The sequence below is a fragment of the Ruegeria sp. AL12 genome, assembly GCF_056540885.1.
Map to the genome: position 1 here is coordinate 89,390 of NZ_JBQFXN010000003.1, position 22,425 is coordinate 111,814.

Annotated in this window: 17 protein-coding genes; 11 read left to right on the plus strand and 6 right to left on the minus strand. The window is 60.4% G+C overall.

The genetic code is table 11. The features are described 5' to 3' along the window. Positions 1–99: 99 nt before the first annotated feature. The 4 genes from ACR0C6_RS11320 to ACR0C6_RS11335 form a co-directional block, all read right to left on the minus strand. Complete coding sequence (locus ACR0C6_RS11320; RefSeq protein ID WP_480619357.1) at positions 100–4,188, minus strand: translocation/assembly module TamB domain-containing protein; 4,089 nt, start codon at positions 4,186–4,188, stop codon at positions 100–102. Further along, positions 4,185–5,993, minus strand: coding sequence for an autotransporter assembly complex protein TamA (locus tag ACR0C6_RS11325; RefSeq protein ID WP_480619359.1), 1,809 nt, complete (start codon positions 5,991–5,993; stop codon positions 4,185–4,187). Before ACR0C6_RS11325 ends, ACR0C6_RS11320 begins: the two co-directional genes overlap by 4 nt. A 152-nt stretch (positions 5,994–6,145) precedes the next feature. After that, positions 6,146–7,132, minus strand: coding sequence for a type I glyceraldehyde-3-phosphate dehydrogenase (locus ACR0C6_RS11330; protein WP_480619361.1), 987 nt, complete (start codon positions 7,130–7,132; stop codon positions 6,146–6,148). Positions 7,133–7,186: 54 nt separating this feature from the next. After that, the gene (locus ACR0C6_RS11335; RefSeq protein ID WP_170344942.1) at positions 7,187–7,510 is read right to left on the minus strand and encodes a hypothetical protein; all 324 of its coding nucleotides are present in this window, start codon (positions 7,508–7,510) and stop codon (positions 7,187–7,189) included. Positions 7,511–7,884: 374 nt separating this feature from the next. On the opposite strand from ACR0C6_RS11335, the gene ACR0C6_RS11340 reads away from it, so the two are divergent. Beyond that, entirely contained in the window at positions 7,885–8,193 is a 309-nt protein-coding gene (locus ACR0C6_RS11340; protein ID WP_253283503.1) for a hypothetical protein, read from the plus strand. 15 nt (positions 8,194–8,208) lie between these two features. Here the strand turns inward: ACR0C6_RS11340 and ACR0C6_RS11345 are convergent, their stop codons facing one another. Beyond that, positions 8,209–9,144, minus strand: a complete 936-nt coding sequence (locus tag ACR0C6_RS11345) for a 2-hydroxyacid dehydrogenase (RefSeq protein WP_480619363.1) — start codon at positions 9,142–9,144, stop codon at positions 8,209–8,211. A gap of 130 nt (positions 9,145–9,274) precedes the next feature. On the opposite strand from ACR0C6_RS11345, the gene ACR0C6_RS11350 reads away from it, so the two are divergent. From ACR0C6_RS11350 to ACR0C6_RS11365, 4 genes are all read left to right on the plus strand, one after another. Further along, on the plus strand, positions 9,275–9,502 hold the full coding sequence (locus tag ACR0C6_RS11350) for a hypothetical protein (protein ID WP_480619365.1): 228 nt from the start codon (positions 9,275–9,277) through the stop codon (positions 9,500–9,502). Positions 9,503–9,509: 7 nt separating this feature from the next. After that, the gene (locus ACR0C6_RS11355) at positions 9,510–10,316 is read left to right on the plus strand and encodes a thioesterase family protein (protein WP_171205614.1); all 807 of its coding nucleotides are present in this window, start codon (positions 9,510–9,512) and stop codon (positions 10,314–10,316) included. Positions 10,317–10,388: 72 nt separating this feature from the next. Next, on the plus strand, positions 10,389–11,036 hold the full coding sequence (locus tag ACR0C6_RS11360) for a DUF1007 family protein (RefSeq protein ID WP_171363679.1): 648 nt from the start codon (positions 10,389–10,391) through the stop codon (positions 11,034–11,036). After that, positions 11,021–11,956, plus strand: coding sequence for a nickel/cobalt transporter (locus ACR0C6_RS11365; protein WP_152457201.1), 936 nt, complete (start codon positions 11,021–11,023; stop codon positions 11,954–11,956). Before ACR0C6_RS11360 ends, ACR0C6_RS11365 begins: the two co-directional genes overlap by 16 nt. A 1-nt stretch (position 11,957) precedes the next feature. Here the strand turns inward: ACR0C6_RS11365 and truA are convergent, their stop codons facing one another. Further along, positions 11,958–12,725 (minus strand): tRNA pseudouridine(38-40) synthase TruA, encoded by a 768-nt coding sequence (truA, locus tag ACR0C6_RS11370; protein ID WP_171726677.1) that lies wholly within the window; start codon positions 12,723–12,725, stop codon positions 11,958–11,960. A 107-nt stretch (positions 12,726–12,832) separates the two neighbouring features. On the opposite strand from truA, the gene ACR0C6_RS11375 reads away from it, so the two are divergent. The 6 genes from ACR0C6_RS11375 to ileS all read left to right on the plus strand — a co-directional run bounded on the left by ACR0C6_RS11375 (position 12,833) and on the right by ileS (position 22,417). Then, on the plus strand, positions 12,833–14,248 hold the full coding sequence (locus ACR0C6_RS11375; RefSeq protein ID WP_480619367.1) for a YcjX family GTP-binding protein: 1,416 nt from the start codon (positions 12,833–12,835) through the stop codon (positions 14,246–14,248). Continuing rightward, a complete protein-coding gene (locus ACR0C6_RS11380; protein ID WP_480619369.1) occupies positions 14,245–14,700 on the plus strand; it encodes an N-acetyltransferase family protein in 456 nt (151 codons plus the stop codon). The genes ACR0C6_RS11375 and ACR0C6_RS11380 overlap by 4 nt, the downstream gene beginning before the upstream one ends. Further along, entirely contained in the window at positions 14,693–15,682 is a 990-nt protein-coding gene (locus tag ACR0C6_RS11385) for a YcjF family protein (protein ID WP_480619370.1), read from the plus strand. The genes ACR0C6_RS11380 and ACR0C6_RS11385 overlap by 8 nt, the downstream gene beginning before the upstream one ends. A gap of 60 nt (positions 15,683–15,742) precedes the next feature. Next, positions 15,743–16,453: a VIT1/CCC1 transporter family protein gene (locus ACR0C6_RS11390; RefSeq protein ID WP_480619372.1), complete on the plus strand. Its 711-nt coding sequence runs from the start codon at positions 15,743–15,745 to the stop codon at positions 16,451–16,453. 178 nt (positions 16,454–16,631) lie between these two features. Next, positions 16,632–19,340, plus strand: a complete 2,709-nt coding sequence (locus ACR0C6_RS11395; protein ID WP_480619374.1) for a DUF2339 domain-containing protein — start codon at positions 16,632–16,634, stop codon at positions 19,338–19,340. A 164-nt stretch (positions 19,341–19,504) separates the two neighbouring features. Continuing rightward, positions 19,505–22,417, plus strand: coding sequence for an isoleucine--tRNA ligase (ileS, locus tag ACR0C6_RS11400; RefSeq protein ID WP_480619376.1), 2,913 nt, complete (start codon positions 19,505–19,507; stop codon positions 22,415–22,417). Positions 22,418–22,425 lie beyond the last annotated feature (8 nt).

Below are 22,425 nucleotides of genomic sequence, written 5' to 3' on the forward strand. Positions count from 1 at the left end.
GAAATCGGAATCAGGCGTCGACAAGGCAATTTGAACACCCGTCACCTGCTTGGGCGACATGAACGGATGGCTCAACTTGGTTTCTTTTTTGACAGTTGGTCAGTAGTCACGCTCGAAGAACACACCCACGCCCGTCTCTCCTCGGCCATCGACCGTACCGCGCACCGTGAAATTGTCCGTGACATCGAGGTTCAGGTTCACTTCGGTGTCACCTTCGGTGTTCACGGTGAAATCCGTATAGAGGTTTTCACCCAGGTACGCGCCCGCGCCCAAACGGCCCGCGCCGCTTTCGGAAGCTCCTATGTCGACCGTGTCGACTCCGGTGGAGTCGCGGAGACCTTTGGTTGCATCCCCTCCCGCACCGCTGAGTTGCGCCAGTGATGCTGCCATTTGCGCGATCAGGAAAGGCGAGATTTCTGAAAACCGGTTCCCGAACAGCAACATTGCCAGTGCTTCTTCAGCCGGACGTTCGGGGTCGGAAAACACATTGACCTCAGGTGAATCCAGCGGGCCGGCAATTTCGATCGTCGCGGTGCCGTCAGACGTGCTGGCTGAAGACTCGAACTCGATATACGGGGTCAGGTCGCCCTGCAACGTGACGATCCCCTTGGTCAGTGCCAATCTGCGGCCCAGAATGTCGAAATTCCCCCGGATCAGTTCGATCTGACCGGACGGCACAACAGAGGCAGTGGTGCCGCCGATGAAAATTCGCCCCCCCAGTTCTGCGTTCACACCACGCCCTCTGACGAAAACCGCCTTAGGTGCAAGCAGGCTGATATCCAGCGCAATACGGGATGCGCTTTTCTCCGATCCTTCGGTCACGACCAATCCGGCCCGCTCTCGGGTGACGAAACCGGCGCGACTTTCGTTGATGTGCTGGATGTCCGGGATAGGTGCCGCGCCTACCGCGCCGGACGCGGCGGCAAGGTTGATGTTGGTTTCGTCAAACGTGATCTGACCGGCAAGCGAACTGTTTCCGGCCAACGCCCCGGTCATGGCAATCTGACCGTTCAGGGTGGTTTCATACAGCAACCGGTCTGTCAGCACCAGGTTGTTCAGGGTGGTGGTAATCTGGGCGTTGAACGGAGGGGTCAGGTCAACAGGCCCGTTGACGGTAAAGTTGCCGCCCGCCCGAACTCCGCCATTCAGTGTAATGTTTGCGCGACTTTGCGCCAGATCCACCTGACCACTGATCCCGGTAATGGTCTGACCAGCACCCGGAATGGCAAGGGATGTGCCCGAAGTGGTGACCGAACCGCTCAGCGACGCCAGCGCCGGAGCACCTTTGAGTGCCAGATCGAAGCGCGCCGACCCGTCGATCTTGTTGGGTGTGATGAAGACATTCGCGATCCCAAGGTTGATGCCGCCCTGTGCCTTCAGATCCGCCTGACTGCTGGTTTCATCAAAAGTGCCGGCCAACGTGGTGTCTATGTCGGCAGGCCCTTGCGCCTTGGCGTCAATCGTCCAGACACCGTTATCGCGTTTGGCCGTTCCCTTTGCTGCCACAGTGCCGGGAAATTCGGGAACGAACCGCTCGATCCGGTTGAGTTTGGCGTCAAAATCCACATCAGCCGAGCCATTCTGGCCGACCGTTCCTTGAAGGCTGGCGTAAGAGCTGTCAGGCCCGTCCAGGCGAGCAGTGCCTTCCAGTCCAGAGCCTGTCGGAGCGACGTTCCCGCTCAGGTTCAGCGGGCCGGACAAGGATTGCGACAGACGGGCAAGGTCATCCAGTTTGGCAGAAAAGTCCAAACCGCCGGCGTCTCGGTTCAGCTTGCCCGATGCATTCGCCGAAAGGGCGGTTCCAATCAGTTGGAACGTACGGATATCCAGGCCTTCATCGTTGTTCATCGCGTCCACGGTCAGGTTCGTTCGCCCCTGGATCAGGTCGTCAACGGCGTCGATCCCGGTTTTGATGTCGTCCGCCGCCAAATTGCCTTTTACGTCGAACGCTTTGCTGCCGACTGCGCCCTTGCCGGCAAAATCCGCTCGGATCGCCCCTGCCAGATCGCGTTTTGCAAGGCTGGAAAACGGTGACAGGTCCGGGATGTTCAGATTGACCTGCCCGTCAATCGCAAGGTCTTTCCTTGGGTCGTCTATGGTAACAGAGGCCTTGGCGGTCAGGGCTGAACCGTTCACCGATGCGTCGCGGATCACAATCTGTTCCTGACTCAGCGCACCGTCGAACGTGATCTCGTTGCGACCGACCAAAAGCGGGTCGATCTCGGCCAGACCGGTTTTGATATCCCGGCCCGATACGCTGGCCGTGCCGTCAAACTCCAGCGTCTGAACAGTTCCTTTTCCGTTCAGTTTCGCTTGCACTGCACCTCCGAGTTCGCGTTTGGCAAGGCCGGAAAACACGGACAGGTCCCGGGAATTGACCGTCGCCTGACCATCAATCGTCACGTTGCCATCAGGGGTCGTTACCGTGCCGTCGGCCTGGGCGCGCAAGGTATCACCGATCAGGGTGAAATCTCGGATGGTTACGCCATCTGCGCCGCGCTTGGCGTCGAGCGTTATTGTTGTATTGCCCTTTATCACCGGATCGATGTCATCACGCCCGGTCGAGAGGTCTGTTCCTTCGACCTCCAGTGTGCCGTCGAAACTGCCTTCCAGTGGTGAGCCTTGACCGTTTAGACGGGCCGAGACCTGGCCTCCCAGCTCCAGTTGGGCCAGTTCTGAAAACCGAGACAGATCCGTGGCTTCCAAAGTAGCGGTGCCGTCGACGGCCAGACCGGTGGACAGGCCGCTGACCAATGCGTCGACGCCCAATTCGTAATCCGCACCAACCAGTTCGAGTCCGGTCAGGTTCAGGGATTGGTCACTGCCATATTCGAAAGTGCCATCCAGTGTGACGAGGTCGCCTATTGCTGCACTCAGGGCCTCGTCCGCCAGACTAATACCGTCCAACGCGGCCTGCAGGTTGCCATTGATTTTTAGCACTGCGCCCTGTTCCAGGGTCCCGTGAGCAGTAATTTGCGCGCGCTCCAATTCAACCTGCTCGGCCTGCACGGCATCTGCTGTCAGACTCAAGTCCCAATGATTGCCGTTTTTTTCGTCGTACAGCGCCGAAATCTGTGCTGCTCCAACAGACGTGTCACCGCCCGAGGCTGGAAGAGTTACCCTTTCACCCTCCGGTGGCGTTATGCGTCCTTGCAGGGCCGCGAGTTGCAATCGCCCACCTGCCGCCAACTGTAACTGGCCTTTCAGGTTCAGTGCTTGTGACGAAAACTCAAGCTCGTCAATTTCCAGCGCACCTTCAGGTTGGGTTCGCCCATCCACATAAAGCTGTGTTTTGGCGCCGAAAAACGTATCCATTTCTTCGGCGACAAAAGGTGTCAAATCACCACCGAGATCGGCAGTAAACGCAATGCCCTCTTCTGCGCTGGCCGCGGCAGTCGGGGCCGAGCGTAACCGAACCTGCCCTGTCACCCGAGGCTGACCATCGCTGCTGAGGCCGATATCGGCCGTAAAATCGGTTACGGGTCCGGATCCTTTCGCTGTCAGCGCGATAGGCGGGGTATCCGGCATTTTAAGAGCGGTCGAGATCAGGCCACCCGCTGCCTCTGTCACCTGAAGGTCAAGATCGATCTGGCTGTTTGAATTCTGAAAGCCCGCTGTCAACTTGATTTCATCACCTGCCCGGTCCAGCCGGGTGATATCAAGGTTGGTGTCCAGCGTCCCGTCGGCCAGTGACAAGTTGCCACTAACCGCCAGTTCTGCGGCCACTCCGATCAGGGGCTCGCCCAAAGCCAGCTCGTCGATGCGAATTTCACCGATTTCGATGGCAACAGGCAGTTCAGGCAGTTGGAAGCCTTTTGCCTCTGCGGTTGGCGGCGGCGTGTCTTTGGTGGTGGTGCCAGGCGCGCGGGCAACGTCGATCTCTTGCGCCGTCAGGGCATTGACCGAGAACCGCCCACGGATCAAAGCCAGCCGGTTCCAGTCAAGTTCGGCGTCCTTTATGGTCAGCCAGACCCCTTCGTCATCGGCAACGGTGATCTCGGCAATCGTGGCACGTGAACTCAGTGCACCTTGCAGACCTTTGACAGTAACGTTCTGATCCTCGCCCGACAGTGTATCCTGCAGGAACCTTTCGATCATGCTGCCGCCTTCGTCCTCCTGCGGATGTCCGGCCACAGGCACGATTGCCAGCGCGCCGATCAGCAGAGGGTATGAAAGGTACCGTCTCAAAATGCCTGTCCTATCCCGATATAGAACTGTAGCCCGTCCCCGGTGGGACCGCTGACAGGATAGGCCAGATCTAGACGCAAGGGGCCAAACCCGCCCAGATCATATCTTACGCCAATACCGGCGCCCGAGTGATCTTCTTGCGCGCCGCTGCCGACAAAGGAAGATGTATCGACGACACCGTAGTCATAAAACCCAACCAGCGACAGGCTGTCAGTAACCTTGCCACGGATCTCGCCGGACAAGCCAATGAATGACTTGCCGCCCGCGATGCCGGTCCCGACCGGAATGCCAAGGCTTTCATAGGGTTGCCCGCGAACGGTTCCTGCGCCGCCCGAGAAGAACAGAAAGTCAGGCGTGACGCCATCGGCAGGTGGGCCAATCACGGATCCCAGCTGCGCGCGACCGGCCAAAACGATCCGCCCCCCTGTCCCCAGGCTTGTATAGGCCCGCCCATCAAAGAAAAGGCGGAGGCCTGTATCCGTACCGGATATTCCGACAAAGGGCATGACTTGCGAGTCCAGATAGAATCCGCGTGTGGCGCTGACTTTGCTGTCGCGTTGGTCCCATTCAGATCGGAAGGGCAGGATGAAATACCTGAACTTGCGACCAGTGCCATATGCGTCGTCGGCGTCTGACAGCTGAAACCCGGCGGATGCCTCGGCATACAAGTTGTCGGAAAATGTGCGGCGCGCACCATAGGCCAGCGAAGCCACCGTTACGTTATAGTTTTCCGTGTTGCGGCGTTCCAGCAGGACGCTCCAGAAGGTGTTGTCATCAGGGCCAAGCCGGTCAGGTTGATCCAGACGCAATCCGATCCGGCCATCAATATCCTCTGCACCGCCAATATTTCGAACCGCCACTTCGAAGCGCAGACGTTCTGCGCGCCTGAACATATTGCGATGGGTCCACGTCGCGGTCACATCCACACCATCGCGAGAGGCCAGTTCGACACCAAAGGTCAACCGACGTTTGGGCAGGTCTTCGAACGTGGCGTCGAAATCCAGTGTGCCATCGGGGTTTGGGGTCTCTCGTTCCTGCAACGAGACCACGTTGAACGTGCCGGTCCGGCGCAACCGTGTTCCCACCTTCTGGATTTTCTCAGGGGAATAGACCTCTCCGCTTGGAAACCCGGCGATCTTTTCGATGGATCTGTGGCGCACATCTGAATTGCCCTTGATGAACATCTTGCCAAATGTCAGCCTGCGCCCGGGATCAAGGTCGATCTGGGCATCCAGACGGGCTTGGGCGTGGCGCGCGATGATTGTCTGACCCGCAATTTCGGCTTTTGCGTGGCCCGCGTCCCTCCAACCCTGAACACCGGCCGAGGAGGCCTGTTGAATGGCACCGGTCGTCGCCAGTTTCCCGGGGGCAAAATCCTCGGGCAGTTCGGTTTCAGGGGCCAGGGGCTTGACAGTGGCGGTGCCGAAATTGAAGCTTGGCCCGGTTTCAATGGTAATCGCAGCACGGTTTATTTGTGCAGGCACCGTGAGAGAGCTCAACTCGGCCGCCTCCTGTCCATCAAGCTTGATGCTGACGACCGGGCTGAAATACCCTTCGTCGTACAGGATTTGTACAATCGTACGGTAATCCGACAAAGCTGCCGAGAGGATTTCAAGCGGGGTGTCGAGGCCGCGTTCCTCAGCCGTGGTTACCGAGGATGTCTCCTTGAGGCGTTCAACCAGTTCTTTTGATGCGCCGGGGGCCGAAAGTGAGGTGTCCAGCGCCGCCAGCGTGGTTGGGGCCAAAGTCACAACTGTGGCCATCAGCCAGCGCCCCAGACGGCATTGCCGCTTGCTCCTTTGCATGAATTGCCCCAACTGTCCCAATTCCAGTTCTCTTGTCCGTGTCGTGCACGGCCCTTTGAATTCAGGTTAGAGCATCTGAAAGCGGATGGGGAAAGGAATTATACATGAGACGAGAATTTTTTCGGCCAAATTGTGTTGAGGTTGCCGCCCGGCTATTCGGCTGCCATAAGGCGGGCCACGTCCAGCATTCGCGCCGAGAAGCCCCATTCGTTGTCGTACCAACCAAAGACCCTGACCTGATTTTCACCCACCATACGGGTCTCGGGCCCGGCAACAACCAGCGATTCAGGGCGGGACCGCAGGTCGGACGAGACCAGCGGCAAATCAGTCCAGCCAAGCACCGGGGATCCAGCAACGGCGTGCTTCAGGGCTTGATCGAAGGTTTCGGCGCTCATGCCGCGCTGCAATGTGACCACGAGGTCCACGGCTGACACGCTGGCCGTCGGAACGCGGACAGCCGCGCCCGAGATACGCCCGGCCAGATGCGGAAGGACGACATCGATCAGGTGCATCGCGCTCGATGTGGTCGGAACCATCGACAGCGCCCCGGCCCGAGAACGGGCAAGGTCGCCGCGCGGGGCATCGACCATGGGTTGGCTGTTGGTATAGCAGTGGATGGTGGTCATGTGCCCCGACGCGATACCGCCGATATCGTCGATGACCTTGACCAGAGGCGCCAACCCATTGGTGGTGCAGGATGCGTTTGACACAATCCGGGCGCTGCCCAACTGGTCTTCGTTCGCACCCAGAACGATGGTGACATCAGCAGCGGGGGAGGGGCCCGAGATCAGCACTTTGCCTGCGCCCGCAGACAAACCGCGACGTGCAACGTCCGAACTGCGGGCGATACCCGTACAATCCAGCATGACGTCAACGCCCGACAGATCAACGCGGGACAGATCATCGCTGTGGGTCATGGGAACCGAGTGCCCATCCACGATCAGCGCGGCGTTCCCTGCGGACACATCGCCGGGATAGGGGCCAAAGGTGCTGTCGTATTTGAACAGGTAAGCACAGGTGTCCAGCGGCGCGATGTCATTGATCAGCACCAGCTCGATATCTGACCCTTCCGGCAGGGCCAGAACCTGCCGCAGGATCGTACGGCCAATACGGCCGAATCCGTTTATTGCGAGTTTCATGCGCAAGCTATGGCAGGCCGGTCGGGCGACCTCAATGCCTGATCTGACGCTGTGTCAGTTGCAGCTGACCTGCGAGAAAAACTGGCCCGAGATGTTCTGGTACATGCTGGCCACGATCGGTTTGCACCCGGTTGCCTGCTGAATCGCGGCAATGGCCTGAACGGTGCGCAGGCGCGGCGGCGGGCCGAATGGGTTGAGGTTGTTGTTGTCACGCGTGGCGCGATAGACGACCGGCGCGTCGGAAACCTGTGTCACCGCCCAGGTGCGGCTCATGACGAACACGGATTTGGTTTCTTCTTTGGCCGAGATGGGGGATGCAAAAAGGGCCGCGGATGAAGCGAGTGCTGCGACGGCCAGCAGGGCAGGGCGTAGTTTCATGGAACAATCTCCAGTGCTCAAAATCAGAATTTACTTGGATTTCAGCAAATTCCGGCCCGCCTGTGAAGCCCCAAGGTCAGAAATTTGCGACGCCACCCCGTCGGGCAGGTGTTACCGGCGAGCTGTGGGCAATGGCAAATGTCGGTTGCAGCCCCTGTGCCGCCAATGCCTGAACCACGCCGGATCGCCCGCGTTGCGGGCTTGCGAACAGAAGTCTTGCAGACAGGGCTGCCCGGGGTGTTTTGAAGGTTCGCCTCAGGGGCTTGGCCCTGCCGGGTTAGGGGTATAACCTTGGCCACAAATGATTTCAGCTCTGCGAGGCCGCCATGAATGCCCCATGTTTTACCGCTATCGCCGCATGCGGCATTTTTTTGATGAGCACTGTGGTCGAGGCCAAGCCCCTGTCCCGAATCATAGCCGAGATGGGGTTGTCTCCGGCAGATTTCGAAGTGGTCAACGCAGCCTCGAACGCGCTTTTGACCAGCGGTACGCCTTCCGTGGGCCAGGAACGGTCATGGAAGAATGACGACACGGGTTCCAAAGGGACAATCCGGGTGCGATCGGTACAGGGAAATTGCGTTGGTCTTCAGCATGTGATTCAGCCGGAAGGCGGTGATCAGAGCAGGGAAATCCGAACCCGCCGCTGCAATGACGGCAACGGCAATTGGATCCTTACGCCCTGATCATCAGCTCGGATTTCAGTAGCCCTGATCACGATTGACTTCATGCAGCAAGGCCGCGCCGGAACTGAGGCGTCGGAAGTTTTCAGCCACATCCGACAAGGCGTCGCCCAGATGCCAGCCTGAAACATGTGGTGTGATCGTCACGCCGGGATGGCGCCATAGCGGGCTGTCTTGTGGCAAAGGTTCCTGCGAGGTGACGTCCAAAACGGCATGCCCCGGAACCCCTGCGTCCAGTGCCGCGATGAGGGCGTCCTCATCAATCAGATTTCCGCGCCCGGCGTTCAGCAACTGACTGCCGGGTTTCATCGCCGCCAGCATCCGGGCATCAAACAGGCCAGCGGTCTGAGGGGTCGAGGGCAGGATGGCGCAAACGTGGTCACATTGGCCAAGAAGCGCGGGCAACGCGTCCTGCCCATGGATGCAAGTTACGCCGTCAATGGCTTTTGGCGTCCGGCTCCAGCCCATCACCTGAAAACCAACGGCGTGCAGCATCCGCGCGGTGCGGGCGCCGATGTGGCCAAGACCCAGAACACCGACCACGGTGTCCGGCGTAAAAACCGGTGCGCGCGGGGACCACTCGGCGCGGGTCTGGGCCGCTTCGTGAAACGCCATGTGTCGCTGAGCGCGCAGGATATAGGCCAGAAACCACTCGGCAATGCCCTGTGCCGGGGCGTCAGGCTTCAGGCGGGCGATGCGAACATGACCGGGCAGACCGGGATGGCTGACAATGGTCTCTACCCCTGCGCCCAGCTTTTGAACCAGTTTCAGGTTCGGCAGTCGCGTCGGGTGGTCACGTTGCATGTCAACCACGGCCAGCATCGTTATGTCATCCGGATTGCCCAACGTTTCGGCGGTGCGGATATCCGCATCCGGTAACACGGCCTGTAAACTGCGGGCAATTTCGTCATCACTTATCCAGTTGGACAGCCCGGTTTCGATCAACAACGCCATGTGCGGCTCCTGCATATGTTTGATGTGGTGACGTCCCGTCACTGCGGTGGACAGGGCCCGGGCAGTTAAGCCATCCTTGCGGCAAAAGTATAGCCCGGACCCGGTGCTTCAGAGGGACATTTCCGAAAACATGACATTCAGCCTGGCCGTGCAAATTCATGATCATCTGCAAGACGTTGCTGATATGACCGGGGCCGAGGTCATTCGGATGGATGACACATGTTTCCCTTGCGGTGATGGCGAAACTGATCGCAAGGCCGGCTTGTCCTGCGTTTTCGCCGCCAAAGTAGGAACGGGGAAAGTGTTTGAACGCCTGGGTTCAGACAAACTGAAACGATTTGCGCAAGAACAGACCTGAGGATCACATGGCCGAAGCGCTCGACTTTACCAACACGACCTATTTTCATCAGCGCGAGGACGGGGCGTTTGTTGGCAACGATGCCGCGCGCGGGCCTTGGTCTGCCGCACATTGCCACGCGGGGCCGGTCAGCGGCTTGATCGTTCGGGCCGCAGAAACCGAAATCGGCCCCGAGAAGATGCTGACCCGACTGACTGTCGATTTGCTGAGGCCGCTCCCGCTGGCCGGGCTTCGCGTTGCGGCAGAGACCACGCGCCACACAAAGACACTCGGGACTACGCGGGTCACGGTGCACGATCTCGACGATACGTTGTGCGCCACGGCAACAACCATGCACCTGTTGCGGCGCGATCTGGGGCAGGTGCCGAATGTCGAAATGGATGCGCCGAGAATAGAGGACGTTGTCGATGGCCCTTTTCCGATAGGTGAAATTCGCCACGACCTGCCAGGCTTTGCCCATTACAGCGATATTCGCTATCCCGCAGGGGGAAAACAGGGGGCCGGACCCAAAACGATTTGGATGCGTACTCCGCAGCTTTTGCAAGGCGAGGATCAATCGCCCATACAGGCCCTGTGCCCGTTGGCCGATTGCGGAAACGGTATCTCATGGAATGCGCCGACCACTGAAATGGGATTCATGAATACGGACCTGACCGTGCATATCCACCGTGAACCGGTTTCGGATTGGCTGGCCTCAAAATCGATTTCGCATTGGCAGCCTTCCGGCATCGGCATGTCTCAGTCCGTCCTCTTTGATACACAAGGTCCGGTGGGCACAGCGCTGCAAACACTGGTTCTGTTTCCGCCGACCTGATGTTGGGCCGGATTTCGCATCGGGAGTGAAAATGTCGTTGCCGCCACGCGGAGGGAGACCTATCTTGCGCCTATGCGTTACCTTATAACCACTTTGATCCTTTGTTTGCCGATGCAGGCCAACGCCCACCCGCATGTCTTCATTGATACCGGGCTGGAGTTCGTCGTGGATGACGCTGGTCAACTGACCCATGTTCGCGTGACCTGGGCGTATGACGAATTCTACTCGTTGCTGGTTCTGGAAGACATGAAGCTGGATCAGGATGCTGACGGCGTTCTGACGGAAAGCGAAGAACGGTTCCTGACCGGGTTCGATACGCAGTGGGTGGAAGGATATAACGGCGATCTTGTCGTTACCGCAGACGGAAACCACGTCGCGCTGTCGGGCCCGATGGAGGCGCAGGCGACAGTTGAAGACGGGCGCGTTGTCACCACGCATCTCAGGGCGGTGGAGGCCGGTTCCGTCGCGGCCGCGGCGCTGTCTGCGAAAGCGTTTGATGAGACGTTTTATACCGCCTACGAGGTGACGCGGCCCGTGACCGTGACGGGCCCCGCCGCGTGCCAGATTGACCGGTTTGACCCGGATATCGACGGCGAACTGGCCCAGATGCAGGCCTTTCTGCTGACCCTGGACGCCGACTATGACCTCGAGGAAAATGACATCCCTCTGGTCGGTGAACGTTTTGCGACCGAGATCCGCGTTTCATGTCCCGCTACCTGATCCTGCCTGTCGGCCTGGCGATTGTACTGCTGCTCTGGTTTTGGGGCAGCGGAGGCTTTGACAGTCTTGCGGCCTGGGCTGCGGGGGAGCAACGAGAATTCCAGAACCAGATCGCCCGATCCTTGCGTGCCGCGCGTGCCGAGCAACCCGAGGCGGTGGCAACGCTGTTGACAGTCTGTTTCGCCTACGGGTTCTTTCATGCCATCGGCCCCGGCCACGGAAAGGTCCTGATCGGGGGTTACGGTTTGGGTCGGCGTGTCGCCTTCTGGCGGTTGTCGGCGATCAGTGTATTGTCCAGCCTGGGGCAGGCGGTGACGGCCGTCGTCTTGGTCTATGCCGGGGTGTTGGTGTTCCAGATGTCCCGTGAAAGCCTTGTTGGAACGACGGAACAGGTCATGGCTCCGATAAGCTACGGAGCGATCGCACTTATCGGTCTTTGGCTGGTGGTCCGGTCCTTGCGCAGTTTTGCAAAGAGACGGAATACCACGTCGCCCCATGAGCACCATCATCATGAAAACGATCACTCGCATCACCCTCACCACGATGGAGAAGTCTGTTCAGATTGCGGCCACCGCCATGGCCCGACTGCGCAAGAAGTTGCAAATGTGGGTTCACTGCGCGAGGCCCTGATCCTGATTGCGGGCATCGCGGCGCGACCGTGCACGGGGGCTTTGTTCGTGCTGATCCTGACGTGGCAGATGGGCATCGCGATGGTCGGTATCGCCGGGGCTTTTGCCATGGCATTGGGCACGGCGTTGGTGACGACATTGGTGGGATGGACGTCCTTTGGCCTTCGCGGAGGTCTGCTGGCCTCAGCCTCAGCCACTCGGTTCGCATCGGTGCTGGCCCCAACCATCGAACTGGTGGCCGGGCTGATCATTGCCGTGATCGCAAGTGGTTTGCTGCTGCGTGCGATTTAGGTCAGTCGAACACCGGTTCCGGATACCCGACCCGCGCCAGATACAGCCCCTGCGGCGGGCATACTGGCCCGCAGGCCGCACGGTCGGCAGCTTCCAGCGCCTCGCGCACCTCTTCCGGGGTCCACGCTCCGGCGCCCACGCGTTCCAGCGTTCCGACGAAACTGCGCACCTGATTGTGCAGAAATGACCGAGCCCTTACGTGGAAATGAACTTCGGGGCCGGAAAAGCCCTGAACCTGTTCAACCCGCAACTCATCCAGAGTTTTGACCGGGCTGGCCGCTTGGCAAATCGACGACCTGAAGGTCGTGAAATCATGGCGACCCAGCAGCATGTTCGCCGCTTCCTGCATGGCCTCGACATCCAGCGGATGATTGATCTGCCAAACCTGCCCTTTGTCATGGGTTGCAGGCGCGCGCCTCATCAGGATGCGGAACAGGTATTGCCGTTCGACCGCCGAAAACCGCGCGTGCCAATCGTCGGTCACGCGCACGGCGTCCACGATCGCCACCGGCTGCGGTTTGAGGTGATAGTTCAGCGCCTCGGACAGGCGGAACGGGTCCCATTCCTTGGCCATGTCGCAATGAGCAACCTGACCCAACGCGTGAACGCCGGCGTCGGTGCGCCCCGCGGCTGCAATCGTATGCGCACCCGGCTGGATACGGGACAGGGCCTCTTCGATGGCACCTTGTACCGACGGCTGATCCTTTTGCCGCTGCCATCCGGCAAACGGTTCCCCCTGGTATTCGACTTTCAACGCGTATCTGGGCATGTGCCGCTGGTACAGCGCGGCGCGGGAACGGGCAAGGGGGCGAAAGCGCTGGTATGTGCGGTACCCTCTACCTATCTTGGGTGAAACGATAATTGCGGGGCGACGGATTGGTCATCTCATCACTGGCAGACAGTCTTGTGCGCGGCGTCGAAACCATCGGCGACAGCGTCTCCGAGACGTTTTTTGAGCCTGTCATCCGCCTGGGTGTCACCGGGTTGGCGCGGTCGGGCAAGACGGTTTTCATCACCTCGCTGGTGGCGAACCTGCTGGATCGGGGGCGCATGACCGGGCTGGTTGCGCAGCAGGAAGGTCGGATCAATGCCGCCTATCTGCAACCGCAGCCGGATGACACCGTGCCCCGGTTCGATTATGAAACGCACCTGTCCGCCCTGACGGGTCCGACACCGCACTGGCCGGACAGCACACGCGCGGTGTCAGAGCTGCGCCTGTCCTTCAAAGCCCGTCCAGCCGGCTTGCTTGCCGGCTTGCAGGGACCGCGCACCGTTCATCTGGACATCGTCGATTACCCCGGCGAATGGCTTCTGGATCTGGCCCTGCTGGACAAGTCTTATGCAGACTGGTCTCGGGAAACACTGGAACGTATCGAGGCCCGCTCGGAGGCCGCCGAGTATCTGGGACAGGTCCATGCCGCAGACCCGTCCGACGCACATGACGAGCCGACCGCGCAAGCACTGGCATCGTCGTTCACGACCTATCTCAATCAGGCACGTGAAGCGGGGTATTACGACTGTACTCCCGGGCGGTTCCTGCTGCCGGGGGACCTGGCCGGATCTCCGGTTCTGACCTTTGCGCCGTTGGTGGTGTCTGGCCCGTCGCGGCGCAGAACGCTTCAACGCGAGATGGAACGGCGATACGAGGCCTATAAAGCCCAGGTCGTGAAACCGTTTTTTCGCGATCATTTCTCGCGCATCGACCGGCAGGTGGTTTTGGTCGATGCGCTGGGCGCTATTCACAAAGGTCCTCAGGCGGTCGAGGATATGCGCCGCGCCATGGCTGATATCCTGTCGGCCTTTCGCCCCGGCCGAAACGCGTGGCTCAGCCAATTGCTGCTGGGCAAAAAGGTTGAACGCATCCTTTTTGCGGCGACAAAAGCGGACCACCTACACCACATGCAGCACCCCCGCCTGACCGCGATTATCGAGGCGTTGACGCGTGAGGCGCGTGATCGGGCGAATTTCGCCGGAGCCCGGACCGAGGCCTTGTCTCTGGCTTCGCTGCGTGCCACGACCGAAGAACTGCGCCACCACGACGGGACAGACTTGCCATGCGTTCGGGGTACCCTGTTGGAGAGCGGCAAACAGGCCGCCTTCTACCCGGGTGAATTGCCCGAGGATCCAGCGCATCTGTTGGGTCCGGCCCGAAACGGGGCTGACGCGTGGTTGGGCGAAGATTATGGCTTCATGGCCTTTGCCCCGGCGAAACTGTCGCTGAAACCCGGTGATGGCCCGCCGCATATCCGGTTGGACAGGGCGGCACAGTTCTTGATCGGAGATCGGTTGTGACGACAATACTACGCCGTGCTCGCCCGACGGATGCGGGCACCATCGGGTCGATCCTGCACGGTTTCGCCTTGGAAAACGACTGGATGCCTGAATTGCACAGCTGCGCCGAGACGATCGCTTTCTGTGGTCGAATGATTGATCTGGAATGGGTGACCGTGGCCGAAACCGAGGCCGGCGTTGTTGGTTTTTTGGCGCTCGACGGTCGCGAAATCCATTCGCTTTATCTGGATGCTTCGGTTCGGGGCCGCGGGATTGGTCGGCAATTGCTGGATCACGCCAAATCGGCCCGCTCAGAGCTGAGCTTGTACGCGTTTCAGAACAATGCCCGAGCCTGCCGGTTTTATGAACGTAACGGCTTTGCCGAGGTGGCCCGCAGCGATGGGGCGGACAACGACGAAAACCTGCCGGACATACGGTTTGTCTGGCGCAGCGAGGATGTGATCGATGGCTAAAGGCCCGGTTTTGATCGATCTTGAAACGGATGACCCCCCTGCCGATGTCGCCAAGGCCCCGCCGGTGCCGGACATCGCGCAACCACAAGGGCAGGCGATGCAAGGCGCGGCGCGGCTGGCGGCGCGCAGACCATCGGCTCTGGCACGCTGGTTCTGGGGGCTTGCTCTGGCGGTGATCGGGGCGGCCGTATCGGTGGCCGCGTGGGATTTTGCAACTTCGCTGGTGGCGCGAACACCTGTTTTGGGTTGGATCGTAACCGGATTGATCGCCGCGCTGGTTCTTGTGGCGCTTATGATCGCAATCCGTGAACTGGCCGCATTGGGGCGATTGTCCCGTGTGGATGGCCTGCGCCGGGCCGCAGATGCCGCGTTGGCAGAGGACGATCTGGCTCAGGCCCGCGCAGTCACCAATCGTATCATTGCATTCTACAAAGGCCGGGAAGACACGCGCTGGGGCCGCGAACGATTGACCGAGCGGATGGCGGATCAGTTCGATGCGTCAGCTCTGCTGGAACTTGCCGAAGTTGAGCTGTTGGCGCCTCTGGACGAAGCCGCCAGCCGCGAGGTCGAGGCCGCGGCCCGGCAAGTTGCAACCGTGACCGCATTGGTGCCATTGGCGCTTGCGGATGTGATAACCGCGCTGGCCGCGTCATTGCGGATGATCCGCCGGGTTGCGGAAATCTATGGCGGGCGCGCGGGTACGCTGGGCGGCTGGCGTCTGACCCGCAGTGTATTTGTGCATCTGGTGGCGACAGGGGCGGTTGCAGTCGGCGATGATCTGCTGGAGCCTGTCCTGGGCGGTTCCGTTCTGAGCAAACTGTCACGCCGGTTCGGCGAGGGTCTGGTCAACGGGGCCCTCAGCGCTCGTGTGGGTGTGGCCGCGATGGAGGTGTGCCGCCCGTTGCCCTTCTCGGACAGGCACAAACCTTCGACGCGGGGCATCATCAAGCGCGCCTTGCAGGGCCTGTTTTCCAAGGGTTGATCCAAAGCAAGGCGCCCCGGCCTGCGCTTCGGCACACTGAATGTGTCAAAGGAGCCAGCCATGACGGATCACGGTCACAGCCCGCAGGAAATCGCCGAACGGATCAACGCGCCGCCCGGACGCGGCGTATTGCGCGATGTCGTCTATGGCGGCATCGACGGGTCCGTCACCACATTTGCCATTGTGGCAGGCGTTGCAGGGGCAGGCCTTTCCCCTTTCGTTATCGTGGCGCTTGGCCTGGCGAATGTTCTGGCTGACGGGTTTTCGATGGCTGCGGGCAATTATTCGGGCACCAAGGCCGAGCTGGACAACATTCGCCGCATCCGCGCGGTCGAGGAACGCCACATTGCGTTGTACCCGGATGGTGAGCGCGAAGAAGTGCGAGAGATCCTTGCGCAAAAAGGGCTGTCTGGCGACATTCTGATCGATGCCACGGCAGAGATCACCTCGAGTACCGAAAACTGGATCAACCTGATGATCGAAGGTGAATATGGTCTGGGCAGTGTCGACCCGCATCCGATGAAAGCCGCATTGGCCACCTTCTTTGCGTTTCTGGTGGCGGGGATGATCCCATTGCTGCCGTTCCTGGCGTCCGTGCCGAACGCGTTTGCGATCTCGGCCTGGATGACCATGGCTGTCTTTTTTGCGATTGGCGCGCTCAAAAGCCGGTGGTCACTGGCCCCCTGGTGGCGGTCGGGGATCGAGACGTTTTTGATCGGCGGGCTGGCCGCGCTGATCGCGTATCTCGTCGGGTCCCTGTTCCACCCATGAATTTTGCGGCGCTGGGATGACGGTTCTTGCGGCATGCGCTACCGCAGAACCCGGACCTTTTCAGACCGACGATCGCGTGTCCGGCGAATTCGGTGCTTTAGATCGGATCACAGCTTTCCTGACTGTCACTTTCGGACGGCTCAAGATAGCCTGACCTCCAAAAGGATCGGAGACTCGGTTGGAATCGCTGCTTGTTCTTGTTGGCCTGATTGTTCTGGCCATCCCTGTGACATTGATCGCACTTCTGGTCGGGCATTCCCGTTTGCGTCGCCGGGTAGAGCAACTGGAAGCGCAAATCGACGCCTTGGCCTCAGGCGATGCGACCGTGCTGCCGCAACCGGAACAGGAAACGCCTGCACCGCAACCTGCTGCTGCAGAGAAGCCGCGCAGACCGGCACCCTGGTCGGCTCCAAAACGGCAGGAAGACAACAGTGCCGACGCTCAGGATGCAGAGGTTTCTTCTCCGGCTGTCGTGTTTCGCCATGACAGGTTTGCGGCTTTGGGCGCGTGGCTGCGCGAGAACTGGTTTTATGTGGTTTCGGCCCTGTCTCTGGCGCTGGCTGGTATTTTCCTCGTGCAATACGGCGTCGAAAACGGTTTGCTGCCGCCGGCGGCCCGTGTCGTCGCTGCCCTGGGTTTCGGCACGGTTCTGATCCTCGGAGGAGAAGTCCTGCGCCGCAAGTTCGGTGATGGCGAAGCGGTGGCAACCGCCTATCTGCCCTCGGTCTTTTCCGGTGCCGGGCTTGTCACTTTGTTCGGGGCCATCCTGTCCGCGCGCCAGCTGTACAACCTGATCGGTGCCGAAACGGCACTGGCAGGGATGGTCGTTGTCGCGCTGGTGGGGCTCGTTCTGGGGTGGTTCCACGGTCCGCTGCTGGCTGCGGTCGGTCTGATCGGTGCCTTCGCGGCGCCTTTCCTAGTCGGGGGCACGTCCGATGATCCGTCGTGGCTTTACGCGTATTTCCTGCTGGTTGCCGTCTTGGGTCTGGGTATCGACACGGTACGGCGCTGGGCATGGATCTCGGTCCTGACACTGTTCGGGGCCTATGCGGCGAACCTGCTTCTGGTGATGGGCGCGCCGAGTACGGAATCGGGATACCTGATCGCGGCAACGGTGCTGGCGCTTTTGGCAACCGCCATTCCGGTGCGGCGCATTTGGCCAAATCACGCGGGCCCCATGCTGACTGAGATGATCCGCCGCCCAAAGGCCCGCCCCTGGCCAGAATTCCCAACTCGACTGGCCGCCGGGGCCGTCGCGGCAAGTACTGTGATCCTGTCCTGGCATTGGGCGGACACGGAACCCGAATTCTGGTTGGGCGTCAGCCTGTTGTCTGCCCTTGTTCTGGCTCTGCTTCTATGGGCCAAGGATGCACCGGCCCTCCGGGACCTGACCGTCCTGCCTGCGGCTGGATTGGTGGTCTTTGTCGCCTCTCACGGGCTTGAGAATGGCGCGGTTCTGGACAGGTTTGCGGGCACTTACGCGGAAACGCCCGAGGCCGACTATCCGATGGTGGTGACTGTTCTGGTCGCCTTGGGAGGTTTGATGTCGGCTCTGATGGCGTGGCGGTCATTCAAGGCAAGCCAGTATCGCGCCGTCTGGGCCGGAGGAGCCGCGCTTTTTGCACCGGTGCTGGCCATCGCGCTGGAAATAGGCTGGCATCCGGCTTCGGTGATCGGGGCTTATCCTTGGGCGCTCCACGCGATTGCGCTGGCTGTGTTGATGGTGGTTCTGGCTGAACGCTTTGCCCGCGTTGACGGCGATGACCGGATGCGGGCGGCACTGGCCACCCTGTCCATGCTGTCGTGTCTGGTCTTTGCCTGCGTCATCGTGCTCAGCTCGGCGGCGCTTACCGTTGCTTTGGTCGCCAGCGTTGTGGTTGCGGCCGCGTTGGACCGCAGGTTCATCCTGCCGCCGATGAGCTGGTTCATCTGGGCCGGTGTCTTTGCCGTCACGGTGCGTTTGGTGCTTGATCCAGGGCTGGACTGGGCCAATTCCGCTCCGGTGTCCGAGATGGCGATGGTCTATGGCGTGGCCACATTGGGATTTGTCGTGGGCTGGTGGCTTTTGCGTCCGTTGAATCGCCCACTGGCGGCGCTGCTGCTGGAAAGTGCGGCATGGGCGACAGCGGGTATCCTGCTTTCCTTGCTGCTGCTGCGTTGGCTCGAAGGCTTCGGCGAGGGCGGCGCTGACAACAGCCATTGGGGCCTGGGTCTGTTGGCCGTCATCTGGCTTTTGCTTGCGTTCGCGCAGGTGCAGAGGTTCGGGTTGGGTGGCAAACTGAACTATTTGCGATACCTGCTTGCTCTGTTCTTTGCGGGTCATGGCCTTTTCTATCTGTTGCAGGCATTGGCGGACCAGAACCCCTTGTTTGATCCGAATGCCGATCCGGTGCTTGGGCCGCCGGTTTTGAATACGCTGGCCGTTGCCTATCTGTTGCCCGCATTGGCCATCGGCGGATCGGCCTGGAGGATCAGGGAAATGCCGAAACCGATCATGCAAGCAAGCTTTGCCGTTGCAGGGACGTTGGCCGCAGTTTGGTTGGGTTTGACGATCCGTCACGTCTGGCAGGGCGCGGCGGGGATGTATGAAGGCAACGGCGTCACCCAGCCGGAACTGTATACCTACACTTTGGTGCTGCTGCTGATCGGGGCCGCTCTGTTCTATCAATCTCTTGCCCGCCGATCCGACCTGATGCGCAAGGCAGGGCTGGCGGTGATCGGGCTGGCGGTGGCCAAGGTCTTTCTGATCGACATCGCCGGTCTGGGCGGCCTGATCCGGGTGTTTTCACTGTTGGCGCTGGGCCTTGCGCTGGCCGGTCTTGCGTGGCTGAACCGGTGGGCGCAACTGCGCCATTCGCCGCAGCGGGCAGAACCTCTGGACCATTAGGTGCAGGCGTCATATAAGCGCGCCATGCATGACCGTATGGCCATCATTATTCGAATTATATCCCCGGCGCTCTGACCTCCTGAGACGCCGGGCAAAGGTGTTTGAGACTTCGCACCGACCGCTTCGATCCAATAGACGACCAGATCATCCAAAGGACGCCCCAAATGTGCGCCGACACGATCCAGACACCTGATTACAAAGACACGCTGAACCTGCCCAAAACCGATTTCCCCATGCGCGCCGGCCTGCCCAAGCGCGAACCCGCATGGCTGGAACGGTGGGAGACCATCGGTGTCTATGACCGCCTGCGCGAGAAAAAGGGCCGCTCGCCCTTTACGTTGCACGATGGCCCCCCTTACGCGAATGGTCATCTGCATATCGGCCACGCCCTGAACAAGACCATCAAGGACATGATCGTGCGATCCCATCAGATGATGGGCTTTGATGCGCGATACGTGCCCGGCTGGGACTGCCACGGCCTGCCGATCGAATGGAAGATCGAGGAACAGTACCGCAAGAAGGGCAAGAACAAGGATGAGGTGAATATCGTCGATTTCCGTCAGGAATGCCGCAAGTTCGCCGAGGGCTGGATCGACATCCAGCGCGAAGAGTTCAAGCGTCTGGGCATCACCGGCAACTGGGCCGATCCCTACATCACCATGGATTATCACGCAGAGGCGGTGATTGCGGACGAATTCATGAAGTTCCTGATGAACGGCACGCTCTATCAGGGGTCCAAGCCTGTCATGTGGTCGCCCATCGAAAAGACGGCCCTGGCCGAGGCCGAGGTCGAATATCACGACAAGGAAAGCTTCACCATCTGGGTGAAGTTCAAGGTCGTGAATGCGGGCGATCTTGATGATTCCTATGTGGTAATCTGGACCACCACCCCGTGGACCATGCCGTCGAACAAGGCCGTCGTATACGGTAAAGACATTTCCTACGGTCTCTACGAAGTTACCGGCACGCCCGAGGAATGCTGGGCCAAGGTAGGCGACAAGTTCCTGTTGGCCGACAACCTGGCCGCTGACGTTCTGGGCCGTGCCCGTCTGAACGACGATCAATGGACCCGTGTGCGCGATGTGACCGCCGACGAATTGAAGAGCGTTCAGCTGCTTCACCCGCTGGCCGGGGCCGAAGGCGGCAATGGCGAATGGGACGACATCCGCGATTTCCGCGCCGCTGACTTCGTGACCGATACCGAAGGCACCGGTTTCGTCCACTGCGCGCCGTCCCACGGGATGGAGGAGTTCGAGCTGTACCGTGATCTGGGCATGCTGGAACAGGTCATCACCTATAACGTGATGGACGATGGCTCGTTCCGTGCCGATCTGCCGTTCTTTGGCGGCAAATACATCCTGTCCCGCAAGGGCGGCGAGGGTGACGCAAACAAGGCCGTCATCGACAAGCTGGCCGAGGTCGGCGGGCTGCTGGCGCGCGGCAAGATCAAGCACAGCTATCCGCATTCGTGGCGCTCGAAGGCGCCGATCATCTATCGCAACACGCCGCAGTGGTTCGCATCCGTCGACCGCAAGCTGGATGACGGTATGGGCGAGATGGGCGACACCATCCGCGAACGTGCCCTGCGGTCGATTGACGAGCTGGTGAAGTGGACGCCGCAGTCCGGCCGCAACCGCCTGTATTCGATGATCGAAGCGCGCCCGGATTGGGTTCTGTCGCGCCAGCGTGCATGGGGTGTGCCGCTGACCTGCTTCACCAAGAAGGGCGCTCTGCCCACCGACGCGGATTACCTGCTGCGCAACGCCGAACTCAACGCCCGCATCAAGGCGGCGTTCGAGAAGGACGGTGCGGATGTTTGGTACACCGACGGCTTCAAGGAAAAGATCCTCGACGGAATCGCCAACCCGGACGACTACGAACAGGTCTTTGACGTGCTGGATGTTTGGTTCGACTCGGGTTCCACCCACGCGTTTGTTCTGCGCGATCGCGAGGACGGGACCGAGGATGGCATCGCCGATGTCTACATGGAAGGCACCGACCAGCACCGCGGCTGGTTCCATTCGTCCATGCTGCAAGCCTGCGGCACCAAGGGCCGCGCGCCCTATCGCAACGTAGTGACCCACGGTTTCACGCTGGACGCCAAAGGCAACAAGATGTCCAAGTCGCTGGGCAACACCATCGTGCCGGAAGAGGTCGTCAAACAATACGGCGCCGATATCCTGCGCCTGTGGGTGGCGCAGACCGACTATACCGCCGATCAGCGGATCGGGCCGGAGATTCTGAAAGGCACCGCCGACAGCTATCGCCGTCTGCGCAACACCATGCGGTTCATGCTGGGCTCATTGGCCGACTTCACCGAGGCCGACCGCGTCGCGCACGAGGATATGCCGCGTCTGGAACGCTGGGTTCTCAGCCGTTTGGCGGAATTGGACGAGCAGGTGCGCAAGGGCTATGCCGCGTTTGACTTCCAGGGTGTTTTCAGCGCCGTGTTCAACTTTGCGACGGTTGATCTGTCGTCCTTCTATTTCGACGTTCGCAAGGACGTTTTGTACTGCGACGGGGACAGCACACGCCGCCGTGCCGCGCGCACTGTTCTGGATATTCTGTTCCACCGTCTGACCACCTGGCTGGCCCCGGTTCTGGTCTTCACCATGGAAGAGGTCTGGCTGGAGCGGTTCCCGGGCGACGACAGTTCGGTCCATCTGGTGGACTTTCCGGACACGCCCGCCGATTGGCGCGATGCCGAGCTTGAGGCCAACATGGCCAAGGTGCGCCGTGTGCGCCGGGCCGTGACTGCCGCGCTCGAGGTTCAGCGTCAGGACAAGGTTATCGGCTCCAGCCTCGAGGCGGCGCCGATCGTGCATGTCGAGGATGGCGATACCCGCGATCTGCTGGCCACGTTCGACGTGGACGACATGTGCATCACCTCGGGCCTGACCGTGACCGGCGATCCCGCCCCGGCCGAGGCGTTCCGTGTGCCGGAAATCGAAGGCGTTGCCGTCGTGTTCGAAAAAGCAGAAGGCGAGAAATGTCAGCGTTGCTGGAAAATCCTGCCTGATGTGGGCCGCCACACCCACGCGGGCGTCTGCGGGCGCTGCAATGAGGCGCTGGGATAAATCAACGC

Bases quoted from the DNA above. Each gene is read 5' to 3' on its own strand.
- ACR0C6_RS11325 (WP_480619359.1), bottom strand. From the start codon at position 5,993: ATGCAAAGGAGCAAGCGGCAATGCCGTCTGGGGCGCTGGCTGATGGCC.
- ACR0C6_RS11330 (WP_480619361.1), bottom strand. From the start codon at position 7,132: ATGAAACTCGCAATAAACGGATTCGGCCGTATTGGCCGTACGATCCTG.
- ACR0C6_RS11335 (WP_170344942.1), bottom strand. From the start codon at position 7,510: ATGAAACTACGCCCTGCCCTGCTGGCCGTCGCAGCACTCGCTTCATCC.
- ACR0C6_RS11340 (WP_253283503.1), top strand. From the start codon at position 7,885: ATGAGCACTGTGGTCGAGGCCAAGCCCCTGTCCCGAATCATAGCCGAG.
- ACR0C6_RS11345 (WP_480619363.1), bottom strand. From the start codon at position 9,144: ATGGCGTTGTTGATCGAAACCGGGCTGTCCAACTGGATAAGTGATGAC.
- ACR0C6_RS11350 (WP_480619365.1), top strand. From the start codon at position 9,275: ATGACATTCAGCCTGGCCGTGCAAATTCATGATCATCTGCAAGACGTT.
- ACR0C6_RS11355 (WP_171205614.1), top strand. From the start codon at position 9,510: ATGGCCGAAGCGCTCGACTTTACCAACACGACCTATTTTCATCAGCGC.
- ACR0C6_RS11360 (WP_171363679.1), top strand. From the start codon at position 10,389: ATGCGTTACCTTATAACCACTTTGATCCTTTGTTTGCCGATGCAGGCC.
- ACR0C6_RS11365 (WP_152457201.1), top strand. From the start codon at position 11,021: ATGTCCCGCTACCTGATCCTGCCTGTCGGCCTGGCGATTGTACTGCTG.
- truA (WP_171726677.1), bottom strand. From the start codon at position 12,725: ATGCCCAGATACGCGTTGAAAGTCGAATACCAGGGGGAACCGTTTGCC.
- ACR0C6_RS11385 (WP_480619370.1), top strand. From the start codon at position 14,693: ATGGCTAAAGGCCCGGTTTTGATCGATCTTGAAACGGATGACCCCCCT.
- ACR0C6_RS11390 (WP_480619372.1), top strand. From the start codon at position 15,743: ATGACGGATCACGGTCACAGCCCGCAGGAAATCGCCGAACGGATCAAC.
- ileS (WP_480619376.1), top strand. From the start codon at position 19,505: ATGTGCGCCGACACGATCCAGACACCTGATTACAAAGACACGCTGAAC.